Raw genomic sequence first — 17159 nt, 5'->3', positions numbered from 1 at the left:
GCCCGGGGGTTGCGGCCCTGGGGCCGCCCGGAGGCTGCCCGGCGGTCGCCCCGTCGTCTCCAGTGTGCCGCCGACGAGGCATGGCGGACACCGCACGCCCGAGGTGCCGCCGTGGCCTCACCGACCACCCCGCCCGTTACGGGACGAAGAGGCCACCGACGGGTGGCGGGGCATATGGCACACCGGCCGGGAAGCCGGTCCGAAGGTTGCAGTTTGGGTTGCATTCACCTCTGTTCAGAGGTGTCCGGAGTGCTTCCATCGGGCCCTCTCAGCCCAGGTCAGGACGCTGACGGCCGCCGCCGAACCCCCAGACGAACATGCGGAAAGCGTGTGGGGGGCAACCCCTCACGAGTTCGAATCTCGTCTCCTCCGCCATTGCTCTCACCGGGCCAATACGTCGAAGGGCCCCATCGTTCACGGTGGGGCCCTTCCGGGCAGTTGGTCGACCTGACCGACAAGTTCGACGACGAGCTGTACTGGCTCACCATCACGGGGACCCCGTCGGCCACGGAGCCGTGGGGCCGGCAGTTCGAGGGTCACCACCTGGTGATCAACTACTTCGTCCTCGGCGACCAGGTCGTCATGACCCCGACCTTCATGGGGTCCGAGCCCCGTGTCGCCGACTACGGCATCGACAGTAAGTACGAGGGCACGAAGAGCTTCGAGGAAGAACTCGCCGCCGGCTACGCGCTCCTGCGCTCGCTGAGCGCGGACCAGCAGTCGGCCGCGATCACCGCCGGCGCCACCAGCGACAGGGACCTGACGGCCGGCGCCTACTCGGACAACGCGGTCATGCCGTACGAGGGCATCAACGCCATCTCGTGTCCTCCGCAGAGAGCGACCTCCGGGGCGGCTACCCGGTGATCCGTATCTTCTTCGCCACCGTCACCTGGTCCAGGTCCGACACCCGTACCGTCAGGTTCATCGTCCACTCGCCAGCGATCGGGAGGTTGACGGAGTTGGTGCCCCAGTAGCCGCCGCGGTCGGTGAGGCCGGCCGGGAGGGGGCCGATCTTCTGGGCGGTGAGGGTGAAGGAGAGGCGGAGTTCGGGGACGGCGGAGATGCCGCCGTCGGGGCCGAAGACGACCGCCTGCACGGAGTTGTCGCCGACCCGGCCCGGGTCCAGGGTGATCTGTACCTTGCCGTGGCCGTTCGGGGTGCCGACGTCGAACGGGACCATGGAGACGGAGGTAGTCGGGATGCCTCCGGTCGTGGCCGTGCCCGTGCCCGTGCCCGCCTCCGCCGCTTCGGCGGCCGCGCGGCCGGGCAGGGTGCCGGTCAGGATCGTGGTGATGACCAGGACGGCGACGCCGATGGCGACTTCGGCGAGGACCGAGCGGCGCAGCGCCCGGTGGTCCGGCGTGGGGGCCGGTTCCTCCGAGGCCGGTGAGGTCTCCGGGAGCGGCGTGGGGACCGGTTCCTCCGAGGCCGGCGGGGTCTCCGGGAGCGGCGCGCCGACCGTCTGCGGGACGCGCTCGCGGGCCGCCGCCGCGGCCGCGGTCGGGGCGCCCGCCAGCTTCGCCGTCCAGCGGCGGGACTGGGAGGCCGCCGCCAGCAACAGGGTCACGGCGATGAGTTTGACGAGCAGGAGACGGCCGTACGTCGTGTCGGTGAGCGCCTGCCAGGAGCCCAGGCCGCGCCAGGACTGGTACACGCCGGTGACCACGAGGACCGTCACCGAGGCGAAGGCCACCCGGGAGAAGCGGGTGACGACGACGGCGGGGAGGGGGGTGGCGGTGGCCCGGTAGAGGGTGGTGAGGAGGGCCGTGAGGCCGCCCAGCCACAGCGCCATCGCCAGGAGGTGCAGGACCGAGGACGTCATCGCCAGGGGTACCTGGATGCCGGCCGAGGCGTGTTCCGCCGTCGCCCAGGTCAGGGTCAGGGCGACGGCGAGAACGGCGGCTGTGACCAGGAACGGGCGGGACGACGGGCGGAGCCGGTGCTCGCGCTTACGGACGAACAAGGCGTACAGGCCTGCCGTGATCGCCAGGAGGGCGACCCTCGCCAGCAGGACCAGACCCGGGCGGCCCGTCGCGGTCCTGGCGAGCGCGGAGAGGTCGAAGGCCGTCGCCGGGGAGGTGCCCTCCTCGTAGGGGGAGCGGAGGACGAAGAGGAAGAGGGTGGCGGCCAGCAGGGCCCACCAGGCCGTCCGGATCGGTTTGCGGAGCGGGGCCGCGTCCGGCGGACGGCAGAGGGCTATGAAGGCGACGGTGCCTATCAGCAGCGCCACGGCGAGGTACGCGACATAGCGGCCGATGTTGTAGAGGCTGCCGGTGGCCGGGTTCTCGACCGGGCCGGCGGGGACGGCCGCCGTGGTCGCCGACGGCTTGCCCACGGAGAAGGTGAGGGCACCGGAGACGGGGTGGCTGTCCGCCGACACGACTCGCCACGCCACGGTGAACGTGCCGGTGCCGAGCTTCTTCGGGAAGGTGATCCGGGCGGTGTCCGAGCCGGCGGGGCCGTGCGCGGGGTCGCCGGTGGCCACCCCGTGGTTGGTGGGGTCGTACACCCGGAACGAGTCGTCGAGCAGGCCGACGGACTCGGTGAAGGTCAGGGTGACGGAGCCGGGCGACGACTTCAGTACGGCGCCGTCGGCGGGGTCGCTGCCGCGCAGGGCCGCGTGCGCGGAGGCGGGGGCGGCCGACGCGAGCAGGAGGGCTGCGAGGAGGGTGCCGAGGAAGGCGAGCGAGCGGAGGGCCGCTTGGTGGGGGGCTGTCGTGCGGGGGGTGGTGATGCACCGCCGGCCGGGTTCTTCGCTCACGTCACCGTCCTGAGTTCGGAAGCAGGCGTTCATGGTTCATACGGATGGGGGGCGTGCAGCGCTCATTGTGGTCAGGGGCGCCGTCACCACGTCGGCCGGGCGGACACCCCGCCGTCCACCACCAGGTCGTGGCCGGTGATCCACGACGCGAGCGGGGACGCCAGGAAGACCACCGCGTTCGCCACGTCCTCCAGATGTCCCAACCGGCCCGTCGGTACCGCCTCCTGCCATCTCCGCACCCCCTCCGGCCAGGCGTCCGCCAGGCCCTCCCGGTCGATCAGACCCGGGGAGACCGTGTTGACGCGGATACCGAGGCGGCCGTACTCCAGGGCCGCCGCTCGCGCGTGCATCACCACCGCCGCCTTCGCCGTGCTGTAGTGCGCGTGGCCGGGGGCCGGGTGGGTCGCCTCGATGGAGGCGATGTGGGTGATCGTGCCGCCCTCGGGCTGGGCGCGCATGATGTCGGCGGCGGCCTGGGTGCAGGCGAAGACGCTGCCGAGGTCGGTGTCGACGACCGCACGCCAGTCGGCCGCGGTCATGCCGGGCAGGGGCTGTACGGGTTGTACGGCCGCGTTGTTGACGAGCGCGGTCAGCCGGCCGCCGCCCCAGTCCGCGGCCTCCTGGACGATCCGGTGGCAGGTCGCCTCGTCGGTCAGGTCGCCCTGCACGACGACCGCTCGGTCGCCGATGGCCGAGGCGACCTCGTGCGCCGCCGTCACCGCTGTACGGCAGTGCACGGCCACCGCGGCGCCCTCCTCCGCCAGGCGCAGCGCGACGGCCCGGCCGATGCCGCCGCTCGCGCCCGTGACCAGGGCGATCTGTCCGTCCAGTAGCTGGGTCATGGACGGCAGAGTCCCGTGATACGGGTGGCTTCGGAGGGGTAACGCGCCGTGAGGTGGGCCGCGTTCCCGTGTTCGTACCCCTCGAAGGTGAATCCGGGGGCCATGGTGCAGCCGAACAGGGTCCAGGCGCCGGGCGGTGCCACCCGGGCGCCCATCCAGGTGCCGGCCGGGACGGTGAGCTGGATCTGCTGGCCGCCTCGGAGGTCCGGGCCGAGCACGGGAGTGCGGGTGGTGCCGTCGGGGGCGAGGAGCAGGAGGTCCAGGGGGTCGCCCAGGTAGTGGTGCCAGATCTCGTCGGTGGGGAGGCGGTGCAGGGCCGAGAAGTCGTCGGCGGTGAGGAGGACGACGATCGCGGTGCCCTCGGGGCGGCCGTCGGCACGTTCGGGACCGGCCCAGGTCTGCCGGAACAGGCCGCCCTCGCGGGGGATCGGCTCCAGGCCGTAGTGGGCGATCAGGTCATCGGGGGTCAGCATCCGGGAAGGCTACCGCCCGGGGGAGAAATGCCAGTTGAGCCCGCTTTTCGGGTAGATGGACATCCCGGAGGTCGATCTCGGGGAGTACGACGGCCGGGCCGGGCGTGAAGCCCTGGCGGACGAATCGGGCGATCGCCTTCTCGTTGCGGACGTCCGGGTCGACGACGACGCGGTGGCGGTCGAGGGTGCGCAGGGCGAACTCCGTGAAGACGGAGAAGAGGGCGTCCGTCCAGCCGGAGCGGGGGCCCTGCGGTCCGGCCGGGGCGAGCAGGACGTGGATGCCGATGTCGCCGGGGCGGACGTCGTGGCACTCGCTCACTGTCTCCGGGTCCCGTCTCTCCAGCGCCTGGAAGCAGCGTCTCGCGGTGTCCGCCAGGCGGGCCCGGCGGGCGAACACGTCCCAGGCGACGGCCGGGGAACCGAGGAAGGACGCCGACGTGCCCTGTGCCCGGTGCCGTTCGACCTCCAGTTGCCGGGCCCGGTCGTGGGCGGTGACCCGGCCCTGCGCACGGGCGAGTTCGCGGGTTTCGGCCGCCCTCAGGTGCGGGATGCCCCAGGCGTCTCGGTACGTCTTGATGGTCACCCTGCGACACCCCTTGCCTAAGGTTAGCCTTGCCTAATCTGAATCGTGGAGGAATCGTACGTGAGGGGTGCGGGAGCGGCGGAGGCCGGGCCGCCGCGGGCGCGCGGGGCGGGTACGGGCGCGGGATCATCGAGCCATGGACGCCAACGCCAAGGCCAAGCCCGACACCGAAACCGACGCCGGGGCCAATGCCACGACTCTGCATCTCGCCCAGGACCCCGCGGCCGACGAACTCCTCAGCCACAGCAGGCTCGCCGCGCTCACCGGCATGCTGCTCGACCAGCAGGTTCCGATGGAGTGGGCGTTCAAGGGGCCGGCGACCATCGCACAGCGGATGGGGACGGACGACCTGGACGCGCACGAGATCGCCGCCCAGGACCCCGAAGCCTTCGCCGCGTTGCTCTCCGAGAAGCCGGCGGTGCACCGCTACCCCGGCTCCATGGCCAAGAGGATCCAGCAGCTGTGTCAGTACCTCGTCGAGCACTACGACGGTGACGCCGAGGGCATCTGGCGCGACGTCGAGAGCGGCGCGGAACTGCTCAAGCGGCTCCAGGAACTGCCCGGGTTCGGCAAGCAGAAGGCACAGATCTTCCTGGCGCTGCTGGGCAAGCAGTTGGGAGTACGGCCGACGGGGTGGCGGGAGGCCGCGGGGGCGTACGGAGAGGCGGAGTCCTTCCGGTCCGTGGCCGACATCACGGGGCCCGAGTCACTGGCGAAGGTCCGAGCACACAAACAGGAGATGAAGGCAGCGGCGAAGGCAGCGAAGGCCGGGGAGAAGTAGCCGGGGAGGGAACCGGGAGCCAGGAAGCCGGAGAAGTAGCCGGGGAGGGAACCGGGGGCCGGAAGCCGGAGAAGTAGCAGGGGCAGGAACCAGGGGCCGGAAGCCGGAGAAGTAGCCGGGGCAGGAACCAGGGGCCGGAGCCCGGCGGAGCAGCCGGAGCAGCACCCGGGAGAACCAGCCGGAGCAGGAACCAGGCACAGAAGCCCAGCGAAACAATCGGCGCAACACCCGGGAGAACCAGCCGGAGCAGGACCCAGGGCCCGGAGCCGGGCGAAGCAGCCGGCGCAGGACCCGGGGGAATGGCCGGGGCGGGTAAGGGTTCTGTCACCCGTTCGGCCCCTCCCTGATGGCAGGGCCGGTCCCGTCGCTTTCAGCTGGAAGCATGAGCGAGCCTCCCAGCACCGGCCCCGCCGACGACGACCGCACGGCTCACACCCCCCCGACCCCCGCCCCGGCCCCGGCCCCGGCCTCAGGCCCGGCGTCCGCGTCCGCCTCCGTATCCGCGCCCACGCCCGCCTACCGGCATGAGCCCGAACCGCCCTTCGAGGGGCCCCTGCACGCCCTCTCGAAGGCCGCCTGGCAGACCGTGCTGCTCACCGGGATCGCCTCCCTGATCCTCGGCGTCCTGGTTCTCGTCTGGCCGGGCGCCTCGCTGCTCGCCGCCGGCGTGCTCTTCGGTATCTACCTGCTGATCAGTGGCATCTTCCAGCTGGTCGCCGCGTTCGGCACGCACAAGACGACCTCGCTGCGGGTGCTGGCCTTCATCAGCGGCGCGCTGTCGATCCTGCTGGGCCTGTTCTGCTTCCGCGGCCCGCTGGAGTCGATCCTGCTGCTCGCCCTGTGGATCGGGATCGGCTGGCTGATCCGCGGCATCACCCAGACGATCGCCGCCGTCCACGACCCCGGGATGCCCGCCCGCGGCTGGATGATCTTCCTCGGCGTCGTCACCTTCATCGCCGGCATCGTGCTGATCGTCTCGCCGTTCGAGTCGGTCGCCGTACTGACCCTGGTCGCCGGTATCTGGCTGGTCGTCGTCGGCATCGTCGAGATCATCTCCTCGTTCGGCCTCCGCAGCCGGGCCAAGCACATCCCGCGGGCAGTGTGAACGGCGTCAACCTCGCGCCCCGCCGGTACGCCGAGCGAGCGGATCTCGCGCCCGGCGCGATGAACACCGTCCGCCGCGTGGGGAGATGACCGCCATGAGCAGCGGCTCCCGCTCCGGCCGCCCGCAGCCAGGACCCGCCTGGCTGCGGGCGCTCGTGCTGCTGCTCGTCCTGCTGCTGGCCGGCGCCCCGACGGCCGCCGAGGCCCTCGCCGCGACCGCTCCGGCCGCCTCCGCCGAGACCGCCGAGTACGACGTCCTCGACACTCCGCTACGGCTCCCCGCCCGCACCGTCCACCGCGCCGACGTGCCCCAGCGCCCCGCGCCGCTCCCCGACGCGGCGCCCGCCGACCCGGCGGGCCGCCACCGCCCGTGCCCGACGGCACCGCGTCCGCCGTACGCCACGCCCCTGCTGCGCACCGTGGTCCTGCGCTGCTGACCGACCGACAGGTCCCGCACTCCCCCAGGTCAGTCAGCACTACGCAAGGAACACCGTCATGTCCTCAGACCCGTACGCGGTCCTGCGCGCCCTGCTGCGCGCGGAGGCCGTTCGCAGCGCGCCGAAGCCGGAGACGGAGGCGAAGGTGGCGGAGCCGCCGAGGCCGCGCCCTCAGGAACAGAAACACGGTTGACGTCGTGAGCCGGGCGGCCCGTGCGGGGCGCCCGGCTCACCCGGCTCACCCGGCTCACCCGGCCACCCGGCTCACCTGCGCCGGCGCGCCGTACCGAACAGCGACCGGGTGATCTCGCGGCCGAGCTGTGTGCCCACCGAACGGGCCAGGGACCTGAACATCCCACTGCTCACGACTTGTTCGACGAGCGAGGGTTCCTCTTTGGACGAGGGTTTCTCCGGGCGGGTCGCGGCCTTCGGTTCGGCGGCCGGGGCCCGCTGCAACTTCTCGTACGCCGACTCCCGGTCCACAGCCTGTGCATAACGTCCGTGGAGGGCGGACGCCCGTACCGCCTCGTCGAGTTCCGCCGCGTCGACCGGCCCCATCAGGGACTCGGGGGCCCGCAGCCGGGTCGCCGCGACCGGCGTCGGGGCGCCCCTCTCGCTGAGCACGGTGACCACGGCCTCGCCGGTGCCGAGGCCGGTGAGCAGCTCTTCGAGGTCGTACGACGACTTCGGGAAGGTCTGGACGGTCGCCCGCAGCGCCTTCTGGTCCTCGGGGGTGAAGGCGCGGAGCGCGTGCTGGACTCGGTTGCCGAGCTGGGCCAGGACGTCGGACGGCACGTCCTTGGGGGTCTGCGTGACGAAGAAGACGCCGACCCCTTTCGAGCGAATCAGGCGCACGGTCTGCGTGATCGAGTCCAGGAACGCCTTCGAGGCGTCGTTGAACAGCAGGTGCGCCTCGTCGAAGAAGAAGACCAGCTTCGGCTTGTCGGCGTCGCCGATCTCGGGGAGGTCGTGGAAGAGGTCGGCCAGCAGCCACATCAGGAAGGTCGAGAAGAGGAGCGGCTTGTCCTGTACGGCGGGGAGTTCCAGGACCGAGACGACGCCCCGGCCGTCCGGTGCCGTACGCAGGAGGTCGGCCGTGTCGAACTCCGGCTCGCCGAAGAAGTCCGCCATGCCCTGCGCCTCGAAGGCGGTCAGTGAACGCAGGATCACCCCGGCCGTGGCCGTCGACAGCCCTCCGATGTTCTTCAGCTCGGCCCGGCCCTCGTCGGAGGTGAGGAAGGCGACCACCGCGCGCAGGTCCTTGAGGTCGACCAGCTCCAGGCCCTTGGCGTCGGCGTAGTGGAAGATCAGGCCGAGGGACTGTTCCTGGGTCCGGTTCAGCTGGAGCACCTTCGACAGCAGGACCGGGCCGAAGCTGGTGATCGTGGCGCGGACCGGGATGCCGTGGCCGAGGCCGCCGAGCGCGAGGAACTCCGCGGGGAAGCCGGTCGCCGCCCATTCCTGCCCGGCCTCCCCCGCCCGCCCCAGGACCCTTTCATCGCGCTGTCCGGGCCGGGCGATGCCGGACAGATCGCCCTTGACGTCCGCCAGGAACACCGGGACGCCCTGCGCCGAGAGCTGCTCGGCGATCAGCTGGAGCGTCTTGGTCTTGCCGGTGCCGGTGGCGCCGGCGACCAGGCCGTGCCGGTTGAGCACGGGGAGGGGGATGCGGATCGGCGCGTCGGGACGGCAGCGCCCGTCCCACAGGAGGGCGCCGAGGTCCAGGGCCTGACCGGTGAAGGCGTACCCGGAGGCGATCGCGGCGGCGGCCGGGGGCAGAGGCGGGGGCGGGGGCGGGTCACCGGTCGCGGCGGCTTCACCGGCACTCATCATCGGACCCCTGTTCCCTTTTTACCGTTTTGACGACCTTTACGGTGGCTTTTCCAGCGTCGCACTCGGTCGCCATGGCTGCGCCCGGAACGTCAGGACCGGTAGGCTTTCCGTGTGATCTTCAAGCGCATCGGAAACGGCCGGCCGTACCCCGACCACGGCCGGGAGAGCACCCGGCAGTGGTCGGACGTCGCACCGCGCCCGGTCCGCCTCGATCAGCTCGTGACGACCAAGGGGCAGCTCGACCTGGAGACCCTCCTCGCCGAGGACTCGACGTTCTACGGCGACCTCTTCGCGCATGTCGTGAAGTGGCAGGGCGACCTGTACCTGGAGGACGGGCTGCACCGCGCGGTCCGCGCCGCCCTCCAGCAGCGTCAGGTGCTGCACGCGCGCGTGCTCGAACTGGACTGACCCGGCCGAGTCGACCGACTCGGCCGACACCCGCTCGCCACCCGCCGTTCCACGCCGGTTGCCCCTTTCGGGTTGGACCGTGCGACGTCGGATGATCATCTATTAGTCAACGCACCCGCGGCGCACTACGCTGCGCTCATGAGCATGCTGACTCCCCCCGGCATGGGCGGCCAGTACCGGATCACTGGGGACAAATACCCTCGCATGCGCCCGCGCCGGCGGCGTGCCCGGCTCGTCCTCTCCATGGTCGCCTCCGTCACCGCGCTCGGCCTCGTCGGCTGGGGCACCCTGCAGCTCATCGACGTCTTCACGGGCGGCGACAAGGAGGCAGCGGCGGCCGGTACCACGGCGTGCGTGAAGCAGGCCGCCGCGAGCGCGGAGCCGGCGGCCGGTACATCGGCGGCGGCGCTGCCCAAGCCGGCCCAGATCACGGTGAACGTCTACAACGCCACGACCCGTACGGGCCTGGCCAAGGAGACCGCGGACGAACTCAAGAAACGCGGCTTCAAGATCGGCGACGTCGGCAACGCGCCGGCGAAGTTCGACGCGAAGGTCAAGGGCACGGCGATACTGCTCGGACCGGCCTCGGCCCTGCACACGTCCCTGCCGGTGCTGGCCACGCAGCTCACGGCACCGGACCAGCGCACGGAGGCGGGCCGCAAGGGCGCCACCGTGGACATGATCCTGGGCAACGCCTTCAAGGCCCTCACGCCCCAGGCGACGGCCGCGAAGGCCATCACGGCCCTCTCCCACCCCAAGCCGACGGCATCGACGTCGAAGAAGGGCTGCTGAGAGCCGAGCCGAGCGCCGCCGCCCCGTAAGGGGCGCGGGGAACTGCGCGACCAGCCCACCACGAACCCGCAGACGAAGAGACGCACGCGCCCCGTAAGGGACGCGGGGAACTGCGCGACCAGCCCACCACGAACCCGCAGCCGCCAACACACCCGTACCCCTGAGGCGTCAACGCGCCCGCACCCCTACGGCGCCGACACACCCGCACCCCAACGGCGCCAAGGCGTACGGCTCCTACTCGGCCGCCCCGTACAGGCGGTCGCCCGCGTCTCCCAGGCCCGGGACGATGTACCCGTGTTCGTTGAGGTGGTCGTCGACGGCCGCCGTGACGACCGTGACCGGCGTTCCCGCCAGTTCCCGTTCCATGACCTCGACGCCCTCCGGCGCGGCCAGCAGGACCACCGCCGTCACGTCGTCCGCGCCCCTCTTGATGAGCTCACGGATCGCCGCGACCAGCGTGCCGCCCGTGGCCAGCATCGGGTCCAGGACGTACACCTGGCGCCCGGAGAGGTCCTCCGGCATCCGCGAGGCGTACGTGGACGCCTGGAGGGTCTCCTCGTTGCGGATCATGCCCAGGAAGCCCACCTCGGCGGTCGGCAGCAGCCGGACCATGCCGTCCAGCATGCCGAGCCCGGCCCGCAGGATCGGCACCACCAGCGGGCGGGGACGGGCGAGCTTGACGCCGGTCGTGGGCGAGACCGGGGTCTGGACGTCGACCGCCTCGGTCCGCACGTCCCGCGTCGCCTCGTAGGCGAGCAGAGTGACCAGTTCGTCGGCGAGCCGCCGGAACGTCGCGGAGTCGGTGCGCTGGTCGCGCAGAGTGGTGAGCTTGTGGGCGACCAGAGGGTGGTCGACGACGTGGAGACGCATGCCCATAACAGTAACCGCGTCCGCGTACACCTCGCCGCTGGCCCGCGCCGGTCCTCGCTGGCACCAAACCCCCCGTCCGGGGGAAAGTGGGAGTGACCGGACTGGGGTGGTGTGACCGTGTCTGATGTGCCTGAGCTGCCCGTTCTTCCTGAGCCGTCGGACCGCGCGTACGGCGCGCCCGAGGGCGAGACGGAGGCCGAACGGCGTCGCCGCCGGGCCCGGTTCCTGCGCGAACTCGCCGAGGCCAGGGCATTGCGCGACCGGGTCCAGCCCCGCCGCGCCAAGACGGCCCGGCTGCGGCACGCCATGCGTATGCGGACGTTCCGCTGGTAGGAGTCGGTAAAACCGTAAGAACGGTTAAGAGTCGTAAAGCCGATCCTTCGGCAAAGATCCACTGCTTGTGGCGCGTTGCGGTCCGTCATGGGGAAGGCCGTGCGTGGACCGCGGGAAAACCCGCGTACGATCCGCAGGTGGCGGCAACGAGTGCGCTGGTGATTCCGTACGCGGGTACCTGGATGCCTCTTTGCATACGTGCGAACAAAACTGCCAGACACAGGGAGCCGAAGACGTCCCCTGAACGCCTTGTTTCTGCCACGATTCCGAGTGGGTGGGACTCGGAGCCCAGCTCTCCCCGCCCAGAACCTCCGCCGGGGGGACCCCCAACCGGCACGCCTAAGACCAGTGGGAGAGTCACGGTGTACTTCGCCGCACTGCTCGCGCGCACCGAAGACGGGTGGGAAGCGAGCGACACAGAGCTCGACGATGTGGAGACCTTGTCGGACCTGGCCGACCTGGCCCGGGAATCGGCGTCGGACGCCGACGACACGGTGCTCGTCTTCATCGAGCAGGAAGACGCGTGGTTCGGCGTCGTGCGCGTGGACGGCGAGGAGGACCCCCGGGTCTTCGTCTCCAGCGCAGCCGCCGCCGCCCGCAGCTCGTACGGCGAGCTCCTGCTCACGGACGAACTGCTCGGAAGGGAGCCCAAGGACGAAGACGACGACCTGGACGCCCTCGACCTCGACGGCACCGAGGACGGTGAGCCGGAGGCCGAGGACGACGAGGACACGGACACGGGCACGGACATGTCCGCCGTGCCGTCCGGCCCGGTCGGTGACATCCGGATCCTCGACGACCTGGGTGTGAGCGCCAAGGAGCTGCTGGCGCTCAGCGACGACGCGCTCAGCGAGATCGCCGAGGCTCTGGGCGCCGCCGAGGTCCTGGAGACCGTCCGCTGACCTTCCACGAGGCAGCCGGGTCTCCGGACCCGGTACGCGACCGCTGGCGGGCCGCGATGCGGCTCGCCCTGGACGAGGCCGGACAGGCCGTCCGGGGCGGGGACGTCCCCGTCGGCGCCGTCGTGCTGTCCCCGGACGGTACGACGGTGCTCGCGGCCGGTCACAACGAACGCGAGGCCACCGGCGACCCCACCTCGCACGCCGAGGTCCTCGCCCTGCGCCGGGCCGCCATGGCGCTCGGGGAGTGGCGGCTCACCGGCTGCACCCTCGTGGTCACGCTGGAGCCCTGCACCATGTGCGCCGGCGCGCTGGTCCAGTCCCGTGTGGACCGGCTGGTCTACGGCGCCCGCGACGAGAAGGCGGGCGCCGCCGGATCGCTCTGGGACGTCGTGCGCGACCGGCGTCTGAACCACCGTCCCGAGGTCGTCGAGGGCGTCCTGGCCGAGGAATCCGCCCGGCTGCTCACGGAATTCTTCCGGGACCGCTGAAGGCCGCTCCCAGCGCCGGTCCCGGACCCCCGAATAGCGATTTCAGAGCACGGCCCGCCGTGCTGTAAGGTCTCTCTCGGTAGCGTGTCCGAGCGGCCGAAGGAGCTCGCCTCGAAAGCGAGTGTGGCGCAAGTCACCGAGGGTTCAAATCCCTCCGCTACCGCAGGTAGAAGGGGCGCCCGGTTCATCGAACCGGGCGCCCCTTCGGCTTCCGTCTCAGTTCTCGTCTCAGTTGGCGCAGCCGAGGGACAGCAAGTTAGCGGTGAGAGTCACCGCCCGCCCCTGTTTGGTGAACCTGCCCCCCTCCGACCAACGGGCCCCATAGGCTGCCACTTGGGTGGCCGTACGCTACGCCGACCAGTCCCTCAGATCACGTCCAACGCCCGCAGGGCGGGCTTCGATCTGGAGGTGACTTTGGACGGCAAGAAGGACGGACCTCCCTCCTCCGAACCAACTCGGGCGACCGAGACGGCGAAGGAGGAAAAGAAGAAGGGCCCAAGCTTGGCCGCGGTCTCACTGGCGATCAACCTGTTGCGCCTCGTGCACGACTGGTTGGAACGGCATTGAGTAACCACAACCGCAGCTCAGGCCCTCTTCCCAGATTGGCTGCCTAAGCAGCCTTCCTGCCTGTTGGCAGGGTGATGCGTCGTGCGAGGACGCATCGGAGGCCGCACGCCGAACGGCGCTGCGGCCTCCGTCTTTGGGGAACAGCGTCTAAGTGAAGTCAGGCACCGGTTTGGTGGCGGGTCCAGCACCGGTCTGTTGGGGTGTTCCTCTATTTGGGGCACTCCGGATGGTGAGGCCGGAGATCATGTCAGGGTTAGTGACACGATGTTTGGTGAGGCCGGAGATCGTGTCAGGGTTAGTGACACGAGGTTTGCACCGTCAGCGTAGCGGCCCTTCCTTCCTTGCGAGGGAGGAAGGACTCACAAAGTTGGCCGCGGTTGAGCATTCCTACGACTCATTCGTGAGTCAACACACGGCCCTGGCCTGCGAAGCCTGTTCACCGTGAGTCGACTCACGGTGAACAGATCCCACCGTGAGTCGACTCACGGTGAACAGGTCCTGGTCTGCGCCGCTACACCTCGTGCCGCTCCGATGCCTTTAGTCGCTGCCGCCTTCCGGAGACCAAATCAGCCCGTCGACGCGTTGGGCGACCTCGTTCCGGACTGAGTCGACCATGTGTTGGTACCGCGCGGCCATGGCTGTAGTGGACCAGCCCATCAGACCCATGACGGCCCGTTCGGAGACTCCGAGGATCAGCAGGACCGTAGCGGCGGTGTGACGAGCATCATGCAGGCGGCCGTCTCGCACCTTCGCGTCGTCAAGTAGCTCCTTCCAATCGTCGTAATCCGTGCGGGGCGATGTACCCCGACCGGTGGGCGTCGCGAACAGCCACCCCTCATCCGTCCATTGGTGCCCCGCGGTCGCGCGTTCGGCGTCCTGCTTGAGCCGGTGGACCCGGAGCAGATCCACAAGTTGTGAGGGGAGCCCGACCGCCCGCCGCCCTGCCCGAGACTTCGTGTCGGCCGTCTCGGGGTTCGTCCGCTGCCGCTGCGGGCAGTAGCCGGCCTTCCTACCGCAGGTGTCGCCGCACCCGTGGGCGTAGCGCGGCCGGCGACGGCTCCGGCGGACCATGAGAACGCCCCGCTCCAGGTTGACGTCACCCCACTTGAGGCCCAACGCCTCCCCCTGCCGAAGCCCGAGGGCGAGCGCCACGGCCCACCGCGCCGAGTTGCGGCGGTTGTCAGCGGTTCGCAAAAGGCGCTGCACTTCTTCGACGGTGTACGGCTCCACCTCTTCCTCTCGGAGACGGGGAGCCTTGGCGAGTTGGACAGGATTCCGTCCCAGGTGGCCACGCCGTACAGCCTCGTTCAGGGCGGTACGGAAGGTGCGGTGAATCTGGTGGATCGTTCCCGTCTTACGGCCCTCTGCCTGCATGTTCCCGTAGAAGCGTTCGATGTGCTCCGGCATCAGCTTGTCGAGCCGGTGGGCGCCGAGGGCGGGAATCAGGTGCTTTCGGACGGCCACCCCGTACCCGACCATGGTGTTTTCGTTCACGGCGAGCGGGGCGATGGTCTCGACCCAGTGAGTCAGCCACGTCTTGACCGTCCAAGGCTTGCCCGGCTTGGCCAGGGTCTTGGCCTCGCGCTGTTTCTCCAGTTCACGGACGGCGGCCGTCACTTCGGCACGGGTCTTGCGTTCGACGTGGCGCCGGTCGGGACTCCCGTCGTCGCGGATGCCGACGGTGACGCGACCGTGCCACTTCCCGTCGCTGCCCTGGTAGATGGACGATCGGCCGTTGGGCTGTCGGGTGCGCTTCTTCTTGTCCTCTGCCACAGGCAGACTCCTGATTCTTGGTGTCGGGATGGGGACCGGGGCGGCGGGCTGTCCTGTCCGGGAGTGCCGCCGCCCCGGGCGTCGTCAAGCGGCGCGTTGGGCGGTGCGGAGACGGGTGACGTAGGCGCCCGGCGCGTCGGCGGGGACGCGGCGGAGTCCGCCGACCATGACGGACTCCAATTCGCCGGTGCGGATGAGAGCGAAGCATGTGGTCCGGCCGATGCGGAGTCGGCGGGCGGCCTCTTCGACCTTGAGGAGGACAAGGGTCGGGTCGTCGGCGCGGGCGGGGGGCTGGGTGGTGGGTTCGTCCACGGCTCACTCCTGTGAGGCTGAGTTCAGGGGCAAGTGCCGCCGCACAAACCGCAAAATCCGCAGAAAACCAGGGAAGGGTGGTTGACCTGCGGTGATGCAGTGCGCGGGTGGTGGCGGGTGGCGCTCCGCAGAAACCCGCGATATTCCGCAAAAATCAGAGGCGGCCGTCAGCCGGTCCCCGGAGGCGGGGTGGCGCTCGGTTTTTTGCGGAATATCGCGGGATTGTGCGACGGGCCCCCGGTCGGGGTCGGTGCGGGGACCCGTCGCAGGTCAGCGGGGTGTCCGGGGGTTTCTGCGGATTTTGCGGTTTGTGCGGGAGGGGTTGTCCGCGCGGGCGGGGGTCACCGGCCGCCGTGGCGCAGGGACGGGTGGGCGGTGAGGCGGGGTGCCGGGGGGCGTCCGCGCTTGCCGGTGCGCTCGGGCTGGTAGGACCGCAGATAGCCGTGGTCTTCCAGCAGCGCGAGGGCCGGTTCCAGGTCAGCGACGGTCTTCACCTCGCTGCGGGACAGGACGCTGAAGACGTCCCGCCGGCTGACGTCCTCCCATCCGTTGTCTCTCAGCGCTTCCAGGACACTGCGGGCCCGGCCGACCACGGGGTCGGCGCCCATGGCGTCAAACACGGCGAGGGCGTGAGCGGTGTAGTACTCCCCCAGCTCGATGGCCGCGCGCATGGTGGCCTCGGTGACCGGGTGGGCGTAGCCGTTACCGCCGTGTTCGGCGAGGTGCAGCAGCGCGGCCATGCGGGCGGTCGCTCCGATGAGTTTCCCAGCCCAGTCGGTGATGTGGCCCAGCTTCCCGCCGCGCGCCTTGAGCCAGGGCTCCACCCGTTCCTGATAGGCGATCAAGGCCGCGCTCGCTTCGGGGGTGAGCTGGATGAGGGCCGGGTCGGTCCATCCCGCGAGCGACAGGGTGAGGTCGATGACCCGGGCGGTATAGGCGGCGGCCATCTGCTCGGGAACCGGATCGGTGATGACCTTCCGCTCGCCGACCGTCGACACCGGCAGCGAGTAGAGGAAGCGGCCCAGCAGACCGCGCCCCTTCCCGCCCTTGATCTTCCCCATGTCCACCAGCACATCGGGCTGAACGGCCAGTCCCATGGTCAGAGCGGGGGCGTCGACGTACTCGCGGCGGGTTTGCCGGTTCACCCTCAGACGGCCCCCGGCATGGCCTTTGAGGAAGACTTCCATGTTGGGACTGCCCGAGTAGCGGCCGGCGATGATGTCGAAGATTCCGCCCTCATCGCTCATCACCGACAGCCGCCCGCCCTGTTCCGCGATGAGCGAGGTGACCGTCTCGGGTGTGCAGTCGTCCGCCAGCAACAGGGGTTCGGCCGGCACGGTGAGCGTGTCGGCGGTCTGCGCGAGACCGATGGCGGTCTTCACCATCTCATCGCGCTTGTCGCCGTCGGCGGACGCGGCCTTGGCGGTGGCCTTGTCCGCCGCCTCCTTGGCCAGCCTCGCCGTCAGCTCCGCTTCCACGATGACCGGCTTCATGGCCGCCTTGAGCTGTTTCTCCGCCTCATACAGGGGGTTGGTCAGCAGGGAGAAGACGGCGGACTTGCGGTTGCCGGGCGGGAGCGCGACCACGGTGTAGAGGTTGGTGGGTTCGCGCCAGTTGCCGCGCACGTGGACCACCGACCGGCCGCCGGCCGCCGTGGCGAGCACGGCGAGGGCAACCGAACCGGCGAGGTCCACGGGGGTCTGTGTCTCTTCCGCGATGGCCGCCACGAACTCTCCCAACCACGGCGGGAAGACGTGGGCGGGGAATGGCGGACGCCGGCGCTGACCGGTGAGGGGAATGGGGTCCTCCCACACATCCGGTGCCGTGTCGTCCTCGCCGGCCGGGTCTTCCAGGGCGGGCAGTCCGGCCCACAGGTCGGGACTGTCCACAGGCTGTGGAC

At 70.5% G+C, this 17159-nt stretch carries 20 protein-coding genes and 1 tRNA gene; 12 read left to right on the top strand and 9 right to left on the bottom strand.

The window, feature by feature from the left end; translation table 11 throughout:
• Positions 1-438 precede the first annotated feature (438 nt).
• Positions 439-864 carry a DUF3500 domain-containing protein gene (locus AB0D59_RS02380; RefSeq protein WP_362559694.1) on the top strand — a complete coding sequence of 142 codons (426 nt, stop codon included), beginning with the start codon at positions 439-441 and terminating at the stop codon, positions 862-864.
• Here the strand turns inward: AB0D59_RS02380 and AB0D59_RS02375 are convergent.
• The 4 genes from AB0D59_RS02375 to AB0D59_RS02360 form a co-directional block, all read right to left on the bottom strand.
• Positions 854-2653 carry a copper resistance protein CopC gene (locus AB0D59_RS02375; protein WP_362559859.1) on the bottom strand — a complete coding sequence of 600 codons (1800 nt, stop codon included), beginning with the start codon at positions 2651-2653 and terminating at the stop codon, positions 854-856. The two genes, AB0D59_RS02380 and AB0D59_RS02375, sit on opposite strands and share 11 nt — an antisense overlap.
• Positions 2654-2844: 191 nt before the next feature.
• Positions 2845-3603 (bottom strand): SDR family oxidoreductase, encoded by a 759-nt coding sequence (locus tag AB0D59_RS02370; RefSeq protein ID WP_362559692.1) that lies wholly within the window; start codon positions 3601-3603, stop codon positions 2845-2847.
• Complete coding sequence (locus AB0D59_RS02365) at positions 3600-4073, bottom strand: cupin domain-containing protein (protein ID WP_362559857.1); 474 nt, start codon at positions 4071-4073, stop codon at positions 3600-3602. The genes AB0D59_RS02370 and AB0D59_RS02365 overlap by 4 nt, the downstream gene beginning before the upstream one ends.
• Positions 4060-4659: a GNAT family N-acetyltransferase gene (locus AB0D59_RS02360; RefSeq protein ID WP_362559690.1), complete on the bottom strand. Its 600-nt coding sequence runs from the start codon at positions 4657-4659 to the stop codon at positions 4060-4062. Before AB0D59_RS02360 ends, AB0D59_RS02365 begins: the two co-directional genes overlap by 14 nt.
• A gap of 136 nt (positions 4660-4795) precedes the next feature.
• Here AB0D59_RS02360 and AB0D59_RS02355 point away from each other — a divergent pair, with 136 nt between their 5' ends.
• The 4 genes from AB0D59_RS02355 (at position 4796) to AB0D59_RS02340 (ending at position 7174) form a co-directional block, all read left to right on the top strand.
• Positions 4796-5440, top strand: a complete 645-nt coding sequence (locus AB0D59_RS02355) for an HhH-GPD-type base excision DNA repair protein (protein WP_362559688.1) — start codon at positions 4796-4798, stop codon at positions 5438-5440.
• A 382-nt stretch (positions 5441-5822) separates the two neighbouring features.
• On the top strand, positions 5823-6545 hold the full coding sequence (locus AB0D59_RS02350) for an HdeD family acid-resistance protein (RefSeq protein WP_362559686.1): 723 nt from the start codon (positions 5823-5825) through the stop codon (positions 6543-6545).
• Between the two features lie 94 nt (positions 6546-6639).
• Positions 6640-6981 (top strand): hypothetical protein, encoded by a 342-nt coding sequence (locus AB0D59_RS02345; RefSeq protein WP_362559684.1) that lies wholly within the window; start codon positions 6640-6642, stop codon positions 6979-6981.
• Between the two features lie 58 nt (positions 6982-7039).
• Complete coding sequence (locus AB0D59_RS02340; protein ID WP_362559681.1) at positions 7040-7174, top strand: hypothetical protein; 135 nt, start codon at positions 7040-7042, stop codon at positions 7172-7174.
• Positions 7175-7245: 71 nt separating this feature from the next.
• Here the strand turns inward: AB0D59_RS02340 and AB0D59_RS02335 are convergent, their stop codons facing one another.
• The gene (locus tag AB0D59_RS02335) at positions 7246-8814 is read right to left on the bottom strand and encodes a helicase HerA-like domain-containing protein (RefSeq protein WP_362559679.1); all 1569 of its coding nucleotides are present in this window, start codon (positions 8812-8814) and stop codon (positions 7246-7248) included.
• A 111-nt stretch (positions 8815-8925) separates the two neighbouring features.
• Between AB0D59_RS02335 and AB0D59_RS02330 the strand changes: the two genes are divergently transcribed.
• Together AB0D59_RS02330 and AB0D59_RS02325 are read left to right on the top strand one after the other, a co-directional pair.
• Entirely contained in the window at positions 8926-9222 is a 297-nt protein-coding gene (locus tag AB0D59_RS02330; protein WP_180930141.1) for a type II toxin-antitoxin system VapB family antitoxin, read from the top strand.
• Between the two features lie 138 nt (positions 9223-9360).
• On the top strand, positions 9361-10014 hold the full coding sequence (locus tag AB0D59_RS02325; RefSeq protein WP_362559677.1) for a LytR C-terminal domain-containing protein: 654 nt from the start codon (positions 9361-9363) through the stop codon (positions 10012-10014).
• Between the two features lie 234 nt (positions 10015-10248).
• Here the strand turns inward: AB0D59_RS02325 and upp are convergent, their stop codons facing one another.
• Entirely contained in the window at positions 10249-10884 is a 636-nt protein-coding gene (gene upp, locus AB0D59_RS02320) for a uracil phosphoribosyltransferase (RefSeq protein WP_351695636.1), read from the bottom strand.
• A gap of 126 nt (positions 10885-11010) precedes the next feature.
• On the opposite strand from upp, the gene AB0D59_RS02315 reads away from it, so the two are divergent.
• The 5 genes from AB0D59_RS02315 to AB0D59_RS02295 all read left to right on the top strand — a co-directional run bounded on the left by AB0D59_RS02315 (position 11011) and on the right by AB0D59_RS02295 (position 13174).
• Positions 11011-11217, top strand: a complete 207-nt coding sequence (locus AB0D59_RS02315) for a hypothetical protein (protein WP_362559855.1) — start codon at positions 11011-11013, stop codon at positions 11215-11217.
• Between the two features lie 362 nt (positions 11218-11579).
• Positions 11580-12119 (top strand): hypothetical protein, encoded by a 540-nt coding sequence (locus AB0D59_RS02310; protein WP_362559675.1) that lies wholly within the window; start codon positions 11580-11582, stop codon positions 12117-12119.
• Between the two features lie 56 nt (positions 12120-12175).
• Positions 12176-12607 (top strand): tRNA adenosine(34) deaminase TadA, encoded by a 432-nt coding sequence (tadA, locus tag AB0D59_RS02305; RefSeq protein ID WP_362559674.1) that lies wholly within the window; start codon positions 12176-12178, stop codon positions 12605-12607.
• A gap of 78 nt (positions 12608-12685) precedes the next feature.
• A tRNA-Ser gene (locus AB0D59_RS02300) sits at positions 12686-12770 on the top strand.
• A 251-nt stretch (positions 12771-13021) separates the two neighbouring features.
• A complete protein-coding gene (locus AB0D59_RS02295; RefSeq protein WP_362559672.1) occupies positions 13022-13174 on the top strand; it encodes a hypothetical protein in 153 nt (50 codons plus the stop codon).
• A 537-nt stretch (positions 13175-13711) separates the two neighbouring features.
• Here AB0D59_RS02295 and AB0D59_RS02290 read toward each other — a convergent pair.
• From AB0D59_RS02290 to AB0D59_RS02280, 3 genes are all read right to left on the bottom strand, one after another.
• Entirely contained in the window at positions 13712-14947 is a 1236-nt protein-coding gene (locus AB0D59_RS02290; RefSeq protein ID WP_362559670.1) for a tyrosine-type recombinase/integrase, read from the bottom strand.
• 84 nt (positions 14948-15031) lie between these two features.
• Positions 15032-15259 (bottom strand): excisionase family DNA-binding protein, encoded by a 228-nt coding sequence (locus AB0D59_RS02285; protein WP_362559668.1) that lies wholly within the window; start codon positions 15257-15259, stop codon positions 15032-15034.
• 341 nt (positions 15260-15600) lie between these two features.
• Positions 15601-17148 (bottom strand): YfjI family protein, encoded by a 1548-nt coding sequence (locus tag AB0D59_RS02280; protein WP_362559854.1) that lies wholly within the window; start codon positions 17146-17148, stop codon positions 15601-15603.
• Positions 17149-17159 lie beyond the last annotated feature (11 nt).

Origin of the sequence: Streptomyces sp. NPDC048417, from assembly GCF_040651615.1 — a bacterium.
Taxonomy (GTDB): Bacteria; Actinomycetota; Actinomycetes; order Streptomycetales; family Streptomycetaceae; genus Streptomyces.
The sequence above is the reverse complement of the archived record's forward strand: the minus strand, read 5'-3'. Positions and strand labels throughout refer to the sequence as shown.

Bases quoted from the DNA above. Each gene is read 5' to 3' on its own strand.
- AB0D59_RS02370 (WP_362559692.1), bottom strand. From the start codon at position 3,603: ATGACCCAGCTACTGGACGGACAGATCGCCCTGGTCACGGGCGCGAGC.
- AB0D59_RS02355 (WP_362559688.1), top strand. From the start codon at position 4,796: ATGGACGCCAACGCCAAGGCCAAGCCCGACACCGAAACCGACGCCGGG.
- AB0D59_RS02350 (WP_362559686.1), top strand. From the start codon at position 5,823: ATGAGCGAGCCTCCCAGCACCGGCCCCGCCGACGACGACCGCACGGCT.
- AB0D59_RS02345 (WP_362559684.1), top strand. From the start codon at position 6,640: ATGAGCAGCGGCTCCCGCTCCGGCCGCCCGCAGCCAGGACCCGCCTGG.
- AB0D59_RS02340 (WP_362559681.1), top strand. From the start codon at position 7,040: ATGTCCTCAGACCCGTACGCGGTCCTGCGCGCCCTGCTGCGCGCGGAG.
- AB0D59_RS02335 (WP_362559679.1), bottom strand. From the start codon at position 8,814: ATGATGAGTGCCGGTGAAGCCGCCGCGACCGGTGACCCGCCCCCGCCC.
- AB0D59_RS02325 (WP_362559677.1), top strand. From the start codon at position 9,361: ATGAGCATGCTGACTCCCCCCGGCATGGGCGGCCAGTACCGGATCACT.
- upp (WP_351695636.1), bottom strand. From the start codon at position 10,884: ATGCGTCTCCACGTCGTCGACCACCCTCTGGTCGCCCACAAGCTCACC.
- tadA (WP_362559674.1), top strand. From the start codon at position 12,176: ATGCGGCTCGCCCTGGACGAGGCCGGACAGGCCGTCCGGGGCGGGGAC.